Below are 14,919 nucleotides of genomic sequence, written 5' to 3'. Positions count from 1 at the left end.
GCTAACTATCGTGCTGGCAGAAGAGCATTTGCAAAATCTGATTCAGGAATTCGCCTTTGCATCAAGCGATTCTTCGGAAGTTGAAGGGACGGGAAAGAAGCCACATCGCGGCAGAGTGGCATCGCCGGTGAAATGGTGGAAGACGATGTCTTTCTGGATGCTGACCTCTGGTTCCTCGTTTTCGAAGATGATGAGTTGTTGTTCAGCCACGCGGCTTGCAAGATCTCGATAGAATTCGTCCTTTACCTGCAACTGCGCCTCACCTGACAACGCGTCGATACCCGACGTGCCGGCATCTTTATCGCGGAACGTGACCAGCGGGGAATCGAGCACAACCAAGCCAGGGTGCGGAAGATTGTTTGCGGCGCAATATCTCATGAGGGAGATAGTGAACGCTGCATGTGTTAATGCTCGCGAGCCCTTGCCCTGTTCTCGCCGGCGGCGGGTACCAAGGGTGAAGTCTTCTGACTTCGTATCGAACGTAATGGCACCTTCGTACGGGTACTTCCAGGCTTTCAACAGAGCTTCAAACTCAGAAGTAAAGCCCACCAGACTTGCGAACGGAAGGTCAGTCGGAACCCTCCGCGCCGCGCCGATTGAACTCAAGGCGCTTTGTATCGTGTCATATCGAGCGGTCAGGTCATTTATCCGGGAATATGTCGAAAGTTTCTGCCGCACTTCGAAGCGAAGATCGGCGTAGGCCTCGTAATCTCTTTCGGAAGCTTTCAGTGCGACTTGCGTGACTTGGTCGATCTCCTCGGTAAGCCCAGAGACTCGTGTGCGTCTGTCGCTTATGACGGCTCTAAGTTCCGCCGCCTCAGCGGAGAGGCTATCGATCGTTGTGAACAGCTCCTTCCGGAGCAGCTCTATTTTGTTCTTCTCGGCTGAACAGGAGTCGCGGACTTTCAAAACATCGACGCTCAGCGTTTGCTCGTTCTCGTGAGAGTGCGTGATTTGAGGCGCCCCGCAAAGCGGACAGATTTCGCTGCTCAAGGCAGGAAAAAGCGTTCCAGCTTCCCATAGTGCATCGAGGCGGGAGATGTCTGACTGATAATGACTGTCCAACAGGCGAAACCTTGCGACGAGAGCGGCAACTTCGTCGAGTCTTGCCCGCGCCGAATTGTGCTCGATGATGAGGGTGCGCCTTGCGTCAACCTGTACTTGCAAGGCTTGCCTCTGCTCCCGCAAACTCGCCTCGGTAGAAACCAACGTCTGCGTCAGTCGTTCGAGCTGGTCGTTGAGATCGGCTGGGGAAGCCGGTTTGTCACCAAGTTCCTCGTTGTACGCTTTCGACAACTTGTCCAGCAGTTCGAGTTGACCTTCCAATTCAGCCTTCGCTACAGCCTTCTTCTTCTGCTCCACAAGCGCAGAATCGTCCTGACCGGTAAGCACCAGCTTGAACGTGTTGGTTTCTGCGGTCAGTTGCGTAGCCTCCCCGCCATGAATGGGAGACGTGACTTTGATGATGTCTTGCTCATCGACCATGATGAGTCTTGCTAGATTCCGGAAGCTGAGGTCTTGGAGTGCGTTATCCGCGTTTTTGCGAACTCGCTTACCGTCGAGACCCGCTAGGCGCAGGAGAAAAGTGCTGATGTTGTTCGGATCGTTCCGGTTGAGACGTTCGCCGAGAATCGTTACGTCTGAGCTAGGGTCATCAAGGTTGTACAGCTCGAACGACCCACCTTGCAGAGCCCTGCGGATCATAAACCTACCGTCGGCTCCTTCGAGTTCCAACTCCGCCAAGGTATAAGGCCGAGCCTCTGGAATCATGTCTAGGCTAGCAGCGCCAAACATGAAGTCGATCGCGTGGAAGAGGAAAGATTTGCCCGAATTGGATGCCCCTGATATGACGTTGAGTCCCGGGCCGAACGTGATTCGGGCAACCGGCATCGAAGGTCCGGTCATTTGGAGAGCGCGTATTTGGAACCCGGTCATAGTACTTCCCCGACCGCTTCTAGCGATTGGAACTCAGTTGTCCACTGATCAAAATGCGCGTTTACGAAATCCTTCAACTCACCTTCACTCATCGTAGTGAAGGTGAGCGATAACCAATCGGCACGGTCGCGCAAAGCCCGCATGTAGTCCGAAGACAATCCGTCCAGAAAAGCTTGGGCCGCGTCCATGGCCCGATATTCGATTCCCTTACTGGTGGCAAAGCGTTCTATCAAGTTTCGGCTCAAGAGAAGAAAAAGGCCACTCTCTATTAGTGTGTGGCGAACAAGAAGCTCTCCATTTCGATGTGGCGTGCTCGGGTGCAGGCTCGAAGGGCCATCCGCATCGGCAGAATGGACGAGAAGGTAGTCGTAGGCTACGAGGCGCTGCAAGTCAGCCGACGCCGGATAGCCAGAAGCGAGAATCGCCAGTGCTCGCAAGCCACACTCCAATGCGCTGTTGAAGGGGCTAGCTGTCGACATCTTCCCCATCTTTCTCCACTACCCAGGTCAGCCGATCAACGTTAGCTAGCTGATGGCAGATTCCGTGCAAATCTGTAATCTCCGTTTTTCCCATGAGGGGTGAACTCGTGATTGAGAGATCAGCAGCGCGATTGGTGGTGGCGATCAGGCGAGTCAAACCACAGGCGTGTACACCCTCACAGGTATCCGCGACGCCCGTGTATATCTGTTCTTGAAGATTCTCGAATTCTCCACTGGGCAGGTTGTCGCGAGAGAAGTTGCGCAGCGCCTCGGCAGAGTAAAACGATTCTCGAGACCGGTTGAAGTGTTTCTGCAGCGAGACCGGAAGATCTTGGCTAATAGTGATTTGCCTGCCCTTGTTGTCGCTGTACGCTTCGAAAAGCTGCTGAACATAGCGGGTCTCATCGGCCGTTGGAATCCCTGGAGGTGGATCAACCGGAGATCGCGCTGGAAGCCCCAGACCGAAGCGAGCAACGAAGTGCGGCGTCTTCTTATGCTGGTCGATCAGGTCGAGTACCGGAAGGTAACCGAAGATGCCGAAATCGATCTTCTCGATGTGCTCTCGTAGCTCTGCAGTGAGCGGTACTGGGACACTCTTGATATCGTCCTTGCACTTATCATCCCAAATCTTCAATAACTCGGCCTTCAGCGTCGCCGGTCTCCGGAAATATGAGGCGAGCTTGGTTCCGACGTTTCTGGGGGCGACAAACCTATACTTGCGCGGAACGGTGTACTCGCCGATGAAGCTGTAGTGGCAAATCTTTCCCAACTCCAGCCAGATGTCTGTGGGAGTGAGCGGTTTGTCGTAATGCTTGCACTGGTAGTTGTCCCAAACGGCTCCTCCTTCAACGGGGAAAGCGACGATGTCACACCCCTTGTCGCCCGCTCCACTCGCCCGTTCTACCTTCGCATAGTCTGTCAGGCTCGCAGCCCACTCGTCCGTAAAGTGTTCCCACTGCTCCTCCGAGAAGAGTGCGACCCTCTCGATCGGCGGGATTGCGGGCCCGCTCGCGACAACATGAGGATCTAGCTTGCCCAGGGCCGGGTGAGCGGTGATGGGCGCAGTCGACGGTGGGCCTGCCATTGGTTCTCTCTCTGGTTGCAGATGGAAAGTCTACCAATGTTACAGCTGCACCATGTTCGGAGCAATCGCGGAGGGTCTCCGAGCTCAAAAGCCGTCTGAAACGTTGGGTTACGTCGCTCATTCACAAGCAGTCGATAACGGTATGTCCGCCTCTCGGAAGCAATCCGCCAGGGCGTTTTCAATTGACGAGAACAGGTCAATGGACTCATCGAACTTAGCGGGGCGATCGATTACTTCCGCAACGCGCGTTTACAGGGACTGATTCGACGATTCCCGGATCAACCAGCGCCTGGGCTGTTCGTTAGTCCACACGTAAGCATCGAGCGGAAAGTTTGGGCCATATGAGCCAGTTCAGTTCAGGCTGAGGAAGGCAGATGCCTTTCTGCGGATTCGGTCGAGTGCTTTCGAGACCGGGCTGTGGTTGGCGTACCCAAGCGTGGCGGCGATGTCTGCCAGCTTGGTTGTTCCGCTCCGAAGTGCCACCACGATGTGACGTTCTTTCGCGTCGAGCAAGGAGGTGAAGTCCTGCCACAGAAGGCCATCCGTGTACTCGCTTCGGGCGCTGTGCACCGGCAGCGTGTCCGTCAATTCGACAAAGGACACTCTGACCTTCGACCGCTTGGAATAAAGCTTCCGCTCAAAGTCCTCACGGGCGTAGGACCAGATGGGCGAGAAGTCGTCTGCTACCCTGTTCGATCGCACAGCATCAATCAACTGCCGCAATTGGCCTTGACGGTCTGCCGCCTCCACCACGAGGTCCGTGACATCGCCAGCTTCCTCTTCGCCAATCCATAATGTTCCGCCCCTTCGGGGACGGTCGATGGCCACTTCCCCAAAGTCTTCCTTCCGAGCCTTTGCGAGGAGCATCTTTTGGCGGGCGTTGTCCGGCTCACACCGCTCGAAGTCCCGCATGAGATCTTCTAGGACCATCAGCACGTAGGGGAGCCAGAAATCCAAACTGTGAGAGAGCAATTTCAAGGGTTCGGTAGCGCTGAAGGCTTGCAGGCTGGAGCCTGAGTCGACGTGACTCCAGATGTGCGCTGCGAACGCCTCGCTCAAGCGATGCTCGAAGTCGGAAGGCATCAACTTCTCATTCCACCAGGCCGCATGACCAGGCCAGAGTGGTCGCTTGACGGATGGCAGCCCGAACCGGTCCACCACCTTTTTGGGCAACAAGTGAAAGAGTGGGGCGTAGGCGTCATACTTGCTTGGAGTTTCTGGGATGAGATACGCGTTGGTATTCGGCAGCGCGTTGATCCAACGAGCCAGTTCTGGAGTTTCATCGGCTCGGCGGGCGTTCTCGAAAGCTTCCTTGCGGTACTGCGCGGCCTCCCACAGGAAATTCCAGCTTGCCATGGTTCCGATGGTTTCGAGACGTGTGCTCTCAGATGTCGGGACAAAGACGATTTCTGGCAGCTCGGGCTCCTTCGCCACAGGGACGAAGTCGTAGAAGAATGCAGACGACAAGGTCGATAGTTGGGGAAAACGTTCAGGCGCCAGCTCCTCGCCGGTCGCTAAGTGGGATTGGATGAATTCCTGCTCATCAAACTGTTCCAAAGCTCAAGGCCCTCTACCCCTCTAACGACAGTTTGCCCTCGGATTGTTCCAACCCCTAGAAAATTTCCGCTCCACTCGACTGGTTAGTGTCGGTTGTGGAACGACTGACCTACTGGCATCATGGCGACAAGCGCGTTTATGAGGAGTAGTCCTCTAAGTATCTCAACCTAAAGCTTTAAGCTTTAGAGCGAGGCTCGGTATTCATCCTTACGTCTTCTTAGTTCCGCGACGTATGAAGCGCCTTCTGGGGTTTTGAGGAAGGCGACCTGTGTTTTCCAGTTTTGTGCCCTCAACTCGTCGTTGTCCCAAACTAAACCAGCAACTAGCGACAACAGGGAGTCAAACTGCTCAGGCTTCATCCGATCTTCAAGATGAGCACGGTTCTGTCTGCACCATGCGATCGCCGTCTCCATCAAGAAATTGAGCCTAACCGGATGTGGTGGATGTCTGAGCCTGTAGACACTCTCGGCATTAAGCCGAGGTACCGGATGCAAAATAAAATATGAGCCAATCGCTGCGACGATGCAAGCAAATAGCAATCCGTCCTGATCATCGAGTGAAGCGGAGTCCATATGAAGAAGAGCGATGCTTGAAGGTCTCTTCGATCCCCTGATCCAGTTTTGCATTACGTGATAGATAGCATACGAGTCTGCATCGGCTTCCAGAATCTGATCGTCGAAATTTCCAGTTCGACCGCCTAGCGAAAATTCATGAATAAGCCCCGACTCCGTGACCTCGGAAAGAGGATGGCCGTGAACGATATGTGTGTATTCGTGGGACACAACGAAGAAGAGCAATATCTCCAGCATCACGGATCCAAGCGCTTCGGAAACTTCTTGCGTTGGTTCGAGCCCTAAAGCGTGTAGCAAGTCGAGGGAGTTGCACAGACGAGCGCAAAGCTGCCCGGCCACTTCAATTAGAGGAATTGTTATGCCGATAAAAGAATAGCCATCGTGCCGAAACGCTATGGCGTTCGCTTCCGTGGACTTGATGTAATCGACATGAAAGGGCGGGTGGTCACGATGCTCTGGTACCGGCTGTTCACTTGCTAGAGAGAGGTTTAATACAACCTGAAGTCCCAGCAAGAGTTCTTTCAGAGAACCGGAGTCAAGTAGGTCTAGATCATGTTTTCCTGGGTATTTCTTACGGTCCTTCTCATTTTGCGAGCGAAGATAGCGATCAAAGGCGGTTTCAGGAGGAATTGTCACGATTACAGTATCTCGCGTGACATCGGTACCGTGAAGTCGGCATGGCCGAAGTATTCCGCCATGCTCAGGGCATTGGCGATTTGTCAACAACGGAAGCTCGAGTCGAATCGAATCGCAGAAATCTCATCTGCGATCCCGTAATTATTTGCACACAGTTGAAACGATATTCTGATTAAAGAAAATTTCTTCTTTGAGGTACTGGATCTTGTCTCGCATCGGCTTCATCACTCTTTACGCTACTGGTCACCTGAACCCATCTATTGTCCTTGCGCGAGCACTCCAGCAACAGGGCCACGAAGTGACCTTCTTCAACATCCTCGATACTCAGGAAACGATCAGCACGGCAGGCCTGCGTTTTATTCCATTCGCCGAAGCGGAATACCCGGTCGGCGCCCTCAAGCCAACGATGAAGAAAATCGCTGAGCTCTCTGGTCCCGCTGCCTTCGCGTACTACGTCGAGCGCATGGTTCTGTTCTTCGGCACATCGTTTCGGGACCTGCCCAAACTCATCTCCCGCGAGAAAGTCGATCTTCTTGTCATTGATCAGGTGCAATACGGCGGAGCGACCATTGCGGAACACCTGGGCATTCCGTTTATCTCGCTTGCCAATGCGCTCCTCGTCAATCGCGAAGACGTAATTCCGCCACCCGTCATGCTCTGGCCTTTCGATCCGACTCACGAGGGCATCGAACGCAACCGTAAGGGCTGGGCAGGGGTTGACCAGGCCTATGCCATGCTCCTCCCGGTGGTCAACGAACAGCGGCGCTCGTGGAACCTTCCCGAATATAAGAATCTCGTTGAAGATTCCTTCTCGCCGCTCGCACAGATTTGTCAGGAGCCCCCACTCTTCGAGTTTCCTCGTCCGCATGCACCGGCAACGCTTCACCTGGTTGGTCATCTTCAGGACGAGCAGCTTGCTCGAGAAGTGCCTTTCCCCTGGGAATGGCTCGATGGTCGGCTCCTCATCTATGCCTCCTGCGGCACTCTCCAGAACCGCCTGGAGCATGTCTTCCGTGCCATCATCGAAGCCTGCGCTCCACTCAATGCCCAGACCGTCATCGCTCTCGGCAAAGATGCTCTCTCTCCTGACGACTTCGGCCAAGTCCCGGCCAACATTGTGCTGGTGCCTTATGCGCCGCAGGCAGAGCTTCTCCGGCGAGCCGGTCTCTGCATCCATCATGCAGGGCTCAATACCACCCTGGACTGTCTCGAAAATGGCATCCCTATGGTTGCAGTTCCAATCGCCAGCGAGCAGCCCGGTATCGCGATGCGCATCGCCCACCTCGGAGCCGGGACAGTTGTGCCGCTCGCCGAAGTGACTGCCGCAAGCATCGGCGCAGCGGTCCAGACAGTACTTACTCATGACAGCTATCGCGAATCCGCCCGAACAGCGGCTCGCGAGATCGCGAAACTCAATCCCACCAAAGAAGCCGTCCGCATTGTCGAGCAAGTTCTTGCATTGACTTTAGCCAACGTCTGACAATGCGATCACGGGAGAGGAAGTGTCCCCCTCCTCTCCCGTGATCGCAAGGCAGCAAGTATCGCTGACGACTAGATCACAGTTTTGCTGAAGATTCTGTATTGAACCCTTCCGTCGACATCAGGCTCTCGAGCACTTTTTGGATGTGAAGGATGAATTTCAATCAGCCAGATTCCTGATTGAGTGTTGCTCGGATTCGATACCGCGGGCGGGAGCAACGAGGAGTGACCAACATTTCCTCTCTACCAATCCCCTACCCACTTGGGCGGGTAGCCAATCAGAGTGAGGAGTGATTCACATCAGACGGAGTTTCACTTCCGGGTTCTAAGGAAACGGAAGTCTTCGAAGCGGAGGCACGTGCGCGGCAGTACTGTCGGGGAGAGCAACCCATCTCTCTCTTGAACGCGAACCCGAACGCGCTTTCGGATTCGTATCCAAGCGTAAGAGCAATGGACGAGACCGCGTCCGACGAGTTCACCAGTCTGTCGGCCGCAAGAATCATTCGCCAGCGGATCAGGTACTCCATGACAGAAGTCCCCACTTGCTCCTTGAAGCGTAGCGCAAAGGTCGACCGCGACATGCCGGCACGCTCGGCGAGTTGCTGAACGGTCCAACGATGTCCTGGACGCTCATGCATTGCTGCTATGGCAGCGCTCAATTGTTTGTTGGCAAGTGCGAAGAGCCAACCGACCCCGTCCGTCCTCTTGCCTACCATGTGGAGCCGGAGAACTTCGATCAACATCATCTGCGCAAGGTACTCGCCCTGAAGCACCCAGCCTGGTTGTGGATTGCGGATGACGGCCATCATGCGTTCCAGATACCACTGCAGCGCAACGCGGGCTTCAGGATCGCGGATGTGAATAAGAGTCGGAAGTACCTCGAACAAGATATTTGCGTGCTCTCCGGCGAAGGTGAAGATCGCGCTGAGCCCGAGGCAGGCCCCGCCGCCCTGCCACGTAAGAATCCCGCCGCTCACTTTCTCGGCCATCAACGAGAGGAAATCGACCGGAGCGACTGCCAGATCGCTTGCAGCGCGAAATGCTGGCCCATGAGGCAAAACCGCAAACTCACCTGCTTGCAGCAGAACGGGCTCGTCGACACCATTGACGGACAGCCAGCAGTGGCCGGAGACGAGAGCGAGACAGAAGAAGCCGTTACTCTGTGGGAACTGAAACGACCAATCCCCGCCTGCATCGATTCCGCTGGATTGGTAGCCGCGCGGCTTGAGCAGCGAAAGCACGTCCGAAAGCGGATCATCCGTGATTCCGGACGATCTCGATATAAATGCGTCTTCCATCGCATAGATTCTATCGCTGATCTTCCTTAGGCTGCTGAATAGGGAGACGGGAATATGCGTGTTTTTGTGACCGGGGCTACGGGATTCATCGGGTTTGCGATCGTCAAGGAACTCATCGGCGCAGGCCATCAGGTCACGGGGCTTGCTCGCTCCGAGGCTTCAGGGAGGAAGCTTCTTAAAGCCGGTGCGCAGGTGCAGCTGGGCACGGTTGACGACCTGGAGGGACTACGACGGGGCGCATCTGCCGCGGACGGTGCTATCCATACGGCGTTCTATCACCAAATCGCGCACGTTCCGATTGGTACTCGTCTCCGCGTCTTTCTCGGTGGCGCCCCCAGCGGGATTGTCCAAAGGTTTATGGGCGCCGCCGCCGCGACGGACCGCCGTGCGATTGAGACGATAGCAGCGGCTCTGGGAAAGGGCAGCCCGCTGGTGGCGACCTTTGGGACGTTGGGCATGAAGCCGAAAGTGCTCGCAACCGAGGACGAGACGTATGATCACTCTCCGAAAGCCTTCGGAGGTATCCGGGGTAAAAATGAGGACGTGCTGAAGCAGTGGGCTGCGCGTGGACTTCGTACGTCTGCCATCCGGCTGCCGCCGATTGTTCACGGGCCTACGGCTTACGGGCTTGCATCGTTGCTGATCCCGATGGCAAAGAAGAAGAAGGAGTCCGCGTACGTGGGGGATGGCACGAACCGATGGCCTTCGGTGCACTATCTGGACGCAGCCCATCTGTTTCGGCTCGCGTTTGAGAAGGGACCTGCTGGGGGAACCTATCATGGTGTCGACGAGGAAGGCATTCCGTTCCGCGAGATCGCGGAGGTGATCGGGCGGCGGCTGAACGTTCCGGTCGTGAGCAAACCGGCTGAGGAGGCGAAGAAGCAGTTCGGATTCCTCGGGCCGGCGGTGCCGATCGACAATCCCACGTCGAGTAAGCTCACCCGGGAGCGCTTGGGCTGGAGCCCGACCCACATGAGACTTCTGGCTGATCTTGAACAGACGGAATTCTTCTCAAAGCTGTGAGCCACCGCACGGTAAGGATCGATATGACGGAATCTAGAGTTCGCAATCTGTTGGTCTATGGCGCTACCGGAAAAGCGGGCCATCTCGTGGTTGAGCGCGCCAACGCGCAAGGCTGGGCCGTGACAGCCTTCGTCCGCAACCCAGCCAAAGTGCCTGAAGCGCTACGTTCGAAGGTGACTATCTTCAAGGGCGACCTCTGTGACGCGGCGTCCATCTCAGCGGCCGTCCGGACTTGTCGACCGCACGCAATCGTCGATGCTTCGAGCGCACTTCCGTTTGGCCATGCCAAAGGGCAGCCACGCAACAATGCGGATCGCGGCGTTATCACCCGCGCAACGGTGGAGGCACTGGAGGCCGATGGGCGACTGAATGATTGCGTCCTACTGATCATCGGCGGCCAGCTCCTGCCTGAGCCCGGAGGAACGATCAACAGTTTGCCGATAGCGATCATGGCCTGGCTTCTGCGGACGTTCGTTGCGCGGAGGGGATGGCGTGAGATGGAGCAAGTGGTGCGCTGGTGTTTCGAGGAGACACCCCCTGCTTTCCGCTTCGTCTATGCGCGCCTGGGCCAAATGGTAGAAGCGCCGTCGCGCGGTTTACTCCGTCCCGAAAGTACGCTGAACAACATTCAGCGCGGCAGCGTGTCCTACATTGACGTTGCAGAGGCGCTGACGCAACTCGCGAGTGACCAGACGCGGATGTGGGAGCGCAAGCCGCTCTACTTCAACTACGCTCGTGGCGATTCGTAGTTATACAGCGCCGTCGCCGACATAGAGCGTGGGAGGTTTTTTCTTCAAAGCTTCACTAACGGGCAGGCTGGTCGGCCAGCCGATGCATGCACCATTAAGTCCCCGCAATCTCCCCAAACAAAGCTGCGGCGGCATCCAGATTCGCCTCCAGCTGCCCAGCCGCATCCATTCCAAGGGCCCTTGCCACCTTGCGGTTCAACTCTTCCCTCACCTCGACACAGGCGGTCTTCACCGCCTCACCGCGTTCGGTCATCCGCACAACCTTCGCCCGCGTATCGGTTGGGTCCGGAACCTGCTCCAGGTACCCCTGCCGCTCCATCAATCGGACCAGTTGACTCATCGCCTGCTTGCTCACGCCAGCCCGCTGGGCCAAAACAGTCGACCGCGTCCCGCCTTCATCCATCAGCCACAGCAGGCTCGCCGAGGCAAACGGAAAATCATCATATCCACGCTGCGCCAACCGCGCAGTCACGGCAGCCGCGTGCGCTCGTGATGCCACCATCAAGCCTCGTGCGACGTTATGCAGACCTTTTTTCATTTTTAGTAAATATTCTTGACCATATTGCATCCGGCATAGTGAACTCTGAATCAGATGGTCAAGTGTATTGACTATCCGGCACGCCACGCTTGCCGCCCTCGAAAGGAATCATATGCCTACGCTGCTCAACATCCAATCCAGCCCTCGTGGTCTCAACTCCATCTCGCGTTCGCTCAGCCATGACTTTGTCGCAGCATGGCGGATAGAGCACCCTGACGGCAAGGTAGTGCTGCGCGACCTCGCAGAAAATAACCTGCCCTACGTCGGCATTCCATGGATCACCGGCATCTTCCTGACCACTGACCAGCACACACCCGAGATGCAACGAGCTTTAGCAGTCTCTGACGAACTGATCGCCGAGCTCCTCTCCGCGGACGAGATTCTCATCGGAACGCCGATGTACAACTTCACCGTCCCCGCCAATCTGAAGGCATGGATCGACCTCATCGTACGCCCCCGCGTCACTCACTCCGGGCCGCCCGATCGCAAAGGTCTGGTCACCGGCAAAACCTGCAAGATCATCATCGCCTCAGGCGGCACCTATGACGAAGGCCTGCCTTCTGCCGCATCCGACTATGAGTCCGGCTACCTCAAGCGTGTCCTCGCCTTTATCGGCATCACCGGCGTCGAAGTCATCCTTGTCGGCGGCACGGCTGCCGTCGCCTTTGGTTCGACCACGACCGAAGAATTCACCGCGCAGTTTCGTCCCGCCGTCCTCGCAGCCGCCCGCTGACCCAAGAAGACCGGAAAGGCCGCGCTCTCTGCACCAGATAGCGTGGCGCGCAAACGCACTCACTGACGACACGCCGACATCTTGGGACTAATCCGATCTCGACGAGTGCATCGGGATTTCGCATCAATCCAGAATCATTCCTGACGCTAAGTGGAAACTACCTCGCCACAAGTAGCTTATCGTGGAACCTGCCTCCCAGAACTTTCGTATTGGTGGGAAAGCGTACTCATCACAGCAAGTTTGGAAGGTATCCAAAGAATGCCTCATGCTCTCCGGTTGCTCGTCTGCTCAGTTCTCCTTTGTATAGGCTCTGCTGAGGCGCAGCACAACCCTGCACCCACATCTATAAGCGTCCCTCTTTCCTATCAGGAGCCCGCATTGGGGACTGCGAGGTTGGCATTGGATTATGCTGCTCCCTTCGATCCTGCCAAACCGACAGTGCTCGTGATCGCCGATGGACAGCAGTTCTACGTCCGTACAGGGGCGATGAAGGAACTCAGAGAAAGCACCTTCGGAGACGCCGTGAACGTGGTCGGCATCATCACACGAGGTACAACCCCGGCCTTTATCGACGCCACGCTCAGCAGTGACGGCAAACCAGATTGGCCGAAAGCGTGGAAGGTGTTCAACAGCGGCGAGTGGGTCCGTGACATTGAATCTGTTCGCAGAGCCCTTGTTGGAGAACAAGGCCGAGTCTATCTCTATGGGCGCTCCGGGGGAGCCTACCTCGTTCACCAGTACCTCTCACAGCATTCGGACCACGTAGAGCGCGTCTTCACGCAATCGGCTGTAAATCCATACCTGAACGCCGAGCTTGGTATCTCGCTGGACACCTTCTGGAGCGATCTCGGCAGGCAAGACACCACGCTTCAAGAGCAGTTGCAGTCCGCGCTAAAGGCCCACCCGGAAGAGCGCATCGGAATTCTGATGACGCTCCAACGACAGCATTTTTTCGTATCGGCGGACAAGATCGCCGCTGCACGTGCCGACCTGATCCATGCTCTCGCGGCGGGAAACATGGGAGCGTACCGAACGGCTCGCAAGGATTATCAGGTCGATGATATGGCCGCGATGTACGCATCCAAAGACATCATTCCGCAGGATGTCCGTGTCTTGGAGTTGATCGCCCCTAGTGGCGCATTCGACCATCTTGGGGACGGAGGGCTCTATCCTTTGGCAGAGACACAAGCGTTCGAGATCAAGCCACTCCTCGACATGCTGCACGCTGGGAAGGTCTCCCTGCCACCCTTCGACTTTGCTGCCCTACACCGTTGCCCGGCGGACGTGTTTGTGCTGGCGGGGCGCTATGACGAAGCTGTGGACTATCGCACAGAGATTGCGCTGGCCAGCGCATATCCCCACCACTTCCTGTTCATCGCAGATGACAACCATGTCTTTAGCGCTCTGACAGCCAATGGAGCATCTATGAGCCTCATCAGCACCTTCTTTGCCCAGGGAGCACAGTCACAGGCTTTCGCAAATGCCGTGCGTGACTCACAACTATACCGCTGGGTCGAAAAGTAGTGAGGCGAGCTGATTAGTACCGGGATGTCGGCTTGTATTTGCAGTTCGTAATCTCACCTGGTGATATCAGGCCAATGCGCTTATTGAATCCTCAACAAGAGAGAAACACATCCGCACAGAGTGTGTCTCAGGAGCCATAACACGTACTCAGCCAATGCTGAGCCGCTCGTTTCTTTTCTGGATCGCTTCTTCGGTTCTGGGCAGAAACATCTCCAGGCCGAACTCGACTGCCTGTGTCTGAATCGCTTCCACGATGGGCCGGAAACTTTTGTCGTACGCCTGGAACGCTGCGTTGAAGTCTCCTTGGTGTTTACCAAGCGCATCGGCCAGGGCTGCAGCGCCGAGAATTGCCACGGAGCCACCCATACCCGCCGCCGGGGATGGGCAGTAGCCGGCATCGCCCACCAGAGCGATTCGCCCCTTCGACCAGGAGCTCATCCGAACCTGGCTAAGCTTATCGAAGTAGAAGTCTTCACAGCGGCTCATCTCATCGAGCAGTTCGCGCGTTCTCCAGCTCCCAGCTCCAAATGCCCCGTCTTCAAAGTTCTCGCGGATCATGCGCTTCTGCCCGTCCGTATTCCGGCGGTCGTAGTCGATCTCCTTGTCGGAAGAAAAGCAGAATGCGATATCCGTCTTACCGTTGTAGGCGTTGAGCATGATGGCCTTGCCGGCAACGTTGAGCATCTGTGACGTGTCTTCTTCGATCAGCAGCTTATGGACGATGGTGAGGGAGAAGTAGCACTGGAGAAATATCAAAAAAGAAGACTCTTCGCCGAAGCACAGTCTCCTCACAGCCGAGTGGGTCCCATCGCAGCCGAGCACAAGTGAAAAGGATCGCTGTCTTCCGCTCGCAAAGGTGACGGCCACCTCGTCTGTGGTTTCCTCCAGGCCCGAAATGCTATCTGCAAAGACAAACTCTACGTGGTCGCTGACTTCACCGAAGAGCATGTCGAGGAGTACGTCCCTCTCGATTTCATATTCCTCTTCCGGCGCCTCTTCTGCCTGCGAAAGAGCAAGCGGTAAAGGCGATCCGTGGACATCAAGGAAGGTCATGGGTCTGAGTGGCAAGCTCTCCGACTTGATGCGTTCCAGCAGATTCATACTCCTGACAACGTCGATGACCCCGTCTCGTATGTTGACCGGGGTTCCACCCTTCCTCAGTCCCTTCGCGATCTCGACGACGGTCACGGAGTAGCCGAGCTTGTTCATCCACCATGCCGCAGCCAGTCCGGCAAAGCTGGCTCCTGAGATAAGAACGCTCGGAGTTGAATTCGTTGAGACTGTTCGGTTGCGCTGAATGGGTTTGTCCATG

General features: G+C 56.1%; 13 protein-coding genes. 5 read left to right on the top strand and 8 right to left on the bottom strand.

Annotation, left to right across the window (positions count from 1 at the left end):
- Positions 1-42: 42 nt before the first annotated feature.
- The 5 genes from XX99_RS09010 to XX99_RS08990 form a co-directional block, all read right to left on the bottom strand.
- The gene (locus tag XX99_RS09010; RefSeq protein ID WP_050059016.1) at positions 43-1,935 is read right to left on the bottom strand and encodes an AAA family ATPase; all 1,893 of its coding nucleotides are present in this window, start codon (positions 1,933-1,935) and stop codon (positions 43-45) included.
- The gene (locus tag XX99_RS09005; RefSeq protein WP_082125464.1) at positions 1,932-2,414 is read right to left on the bottom strand and encodes an ABC-three component system middle component 2; all 483 of its coding nucleotides are present in this window, start codon (positions 2,412-2,414) and stop codon (positions 1,932-1,934) included. Before XX99_RS09005 ends, XX99_RS09010 begins: the two co-directional genes overlap by 4 nt.
- Entirely contained in the window at positions 2,401-3,498 is a 1,098-nt protein-coding gene (locus XX99_RS09000; protein ID WP_050059014.1) for an ABC-three component system protein, read from the bottom strand. The genes XX99_RS09005 and XX99_RS09000 overlap by 14 nt, the downstream gene beginning before the upstream one ends.
- 351 nt (positions 3,499-3,849) lie before the next feature.
- Positions 3,850-5,055 (bottom strand): hypothetical protein, encoded by a 1,206-nt coding sequence (locus XX99_RS08995; protein ID WP_050059013.1) that lies wholly within the window; start codon positions 5,053-5,055, stop codon positions 3,850-3,852.
- A gap of 182 nt (positions 5,056-5,237) precedes the next feature.
- Positions 5,238-6,263 carry a hypothetical protein gene (locus XX99_RS08990; protein WP_156185880.1) on the bottom strand — a complete coding sequence of 342 codons (1,026 nt, stop codon included), beginning with the start codon at positions 6,261-6,263 and terminating at the stop codon, positions 5,238-5,240.
- A gap of 205 nt (positions 6,264-6,468) precedes the next feature.
- Between XX99_RS08990 and XX99_RS08980 the strand changes: the two genes are divergently transcribed.
- Entirely contained in the window at positions 6,469-7,743 is a 1,275-nt protein-coding gene (locus tag XX99_RS08980; protein WP_050059010.1) for a glycosyltransferase, read from the top strand.
- Positions 7,744-8,020: 277 nt separating this feature from the next.
- Here the strand turns inward: XX99_RS08980 and XX99_RS08975 are convergent, their stop codons facing one another.
- Complete coding sequence (locus XX99_RS08975) at positions 8,021-9,040, bottom strand: AraC family transcriptional regulator (RefSeq protein WP_050059009.1); 1,020 nt, start codon at positions 9,038-9,040, stop codon at positions 8,021-8,023.
- Positions 9,041-9,094: 54 nt separating this feature from the next.
- Between XX99_RS08975 and XX99_RS08970 the strand changes: the two genes are divergently transcribed.
- Both XX99_RS08970 and XX99_RS08965 read left to right on the top strand, forming a co-directional pair.
- Positions 9,095-10,063: an SDR family oxidoreductase gene (locus XX99_RS08970; RefSeq protein WP_050059008.1), complete on the top strand. Its 969-nt coding sequence runs from the start codon at positions 9,095-9,097 to the stop codon at positions 10,061-10,063.
- Between the two features lie 23 nt (positions 10,064-10,086).
- A complete protein-coding gene (locus XX99_RS08965; RefSeq protein WP_156185879.1) occupies positions 10,087-10,812 on the top strand; it encodes an NAD(P)-dependent oxidoreductase in 726 nt (241 codons plus the stop codon).
- 94 nt (positions 10,813-10,906) lie between these two features.
- Here the strand turns inward: XX99_RS08965 and XX99_RS08960 are convergent, their stop codons facing one another.
- Positions 10,907-11,350: a MarR family winged helix-turn-helix transcriptional regulator gene (locus XX99_RS08960; RefSeq protein ID WP_050059354.1), complete on the bottom strand. Its 444-nt coding sequence runs from the start codon at positions 11,348-11,350 to the stop codon at positions 10,907-10,909.
- 112 nt (positions 11,351-11,462) lie between these two features.
- On the opposite strand from XX99_RS08960, the gene XX99_RS08955 reads away from it, so the two are divergent.
- Together XX99_RS08955 and XX99_RS08950 are read left to right on the top strand one after the other, a co-directional pair.
- Positions 11,463-12,083, top strand: coding sequence for an FMN-dependent NADH-azoreductase (locus tag XX99_RS08955; protein WP_050059006.1), 621 nt, complete (start codon positions 11,463-11,465; stop codon positions 12,081-12,083).
- Between the two features lie 378 nt (positions 12,084-12,461).
- Positions 12,462-13,607: an alpha/beta fold hydrolase gene (locus XX99_RS08950; RefSeq protein WP_184084798.1), complete on the top strand. Its 1,146-nt coding sequence runs from the start codon at positions 12,462-12,464 to the stop codon at positions 13,605-13,607.
- A gap of 147 nt (positions 13,608-13,754) precedes the next feature.
- Here the strand turns inward: XX99_RS08950 and XX99_RS08945 are convergent, their stop codons facing one another.
- Positions 13,755-14,918, bottom strand: a complete 1,164-nt coding sequence (locus XX99_RS08945; RefSeq protein ID WP_050059004.1) for an FAD-dependent monooxygenase — start codon at positions 14,916-14,918, stop codon at positions 13,755-13,757.
- Position 14,919: the final 1 nt, after the last annotated feature.

Source organism: Silvibacterium bohemicum (assembly GCF_001006305.1).
In the GTDB taxonomy this organism is placed as follows: domain Bacteria; phylum Acidobacteriota; class Terriglobia; order Terriglobales; family Acidobacteriaceae; genus Silvibacterium; species Silvibacterium bohemicum.
Note: the sequence above shows the minus strand (reverse complement) of the source record. Positions and strands in the feature narration are given on the sequence as shown.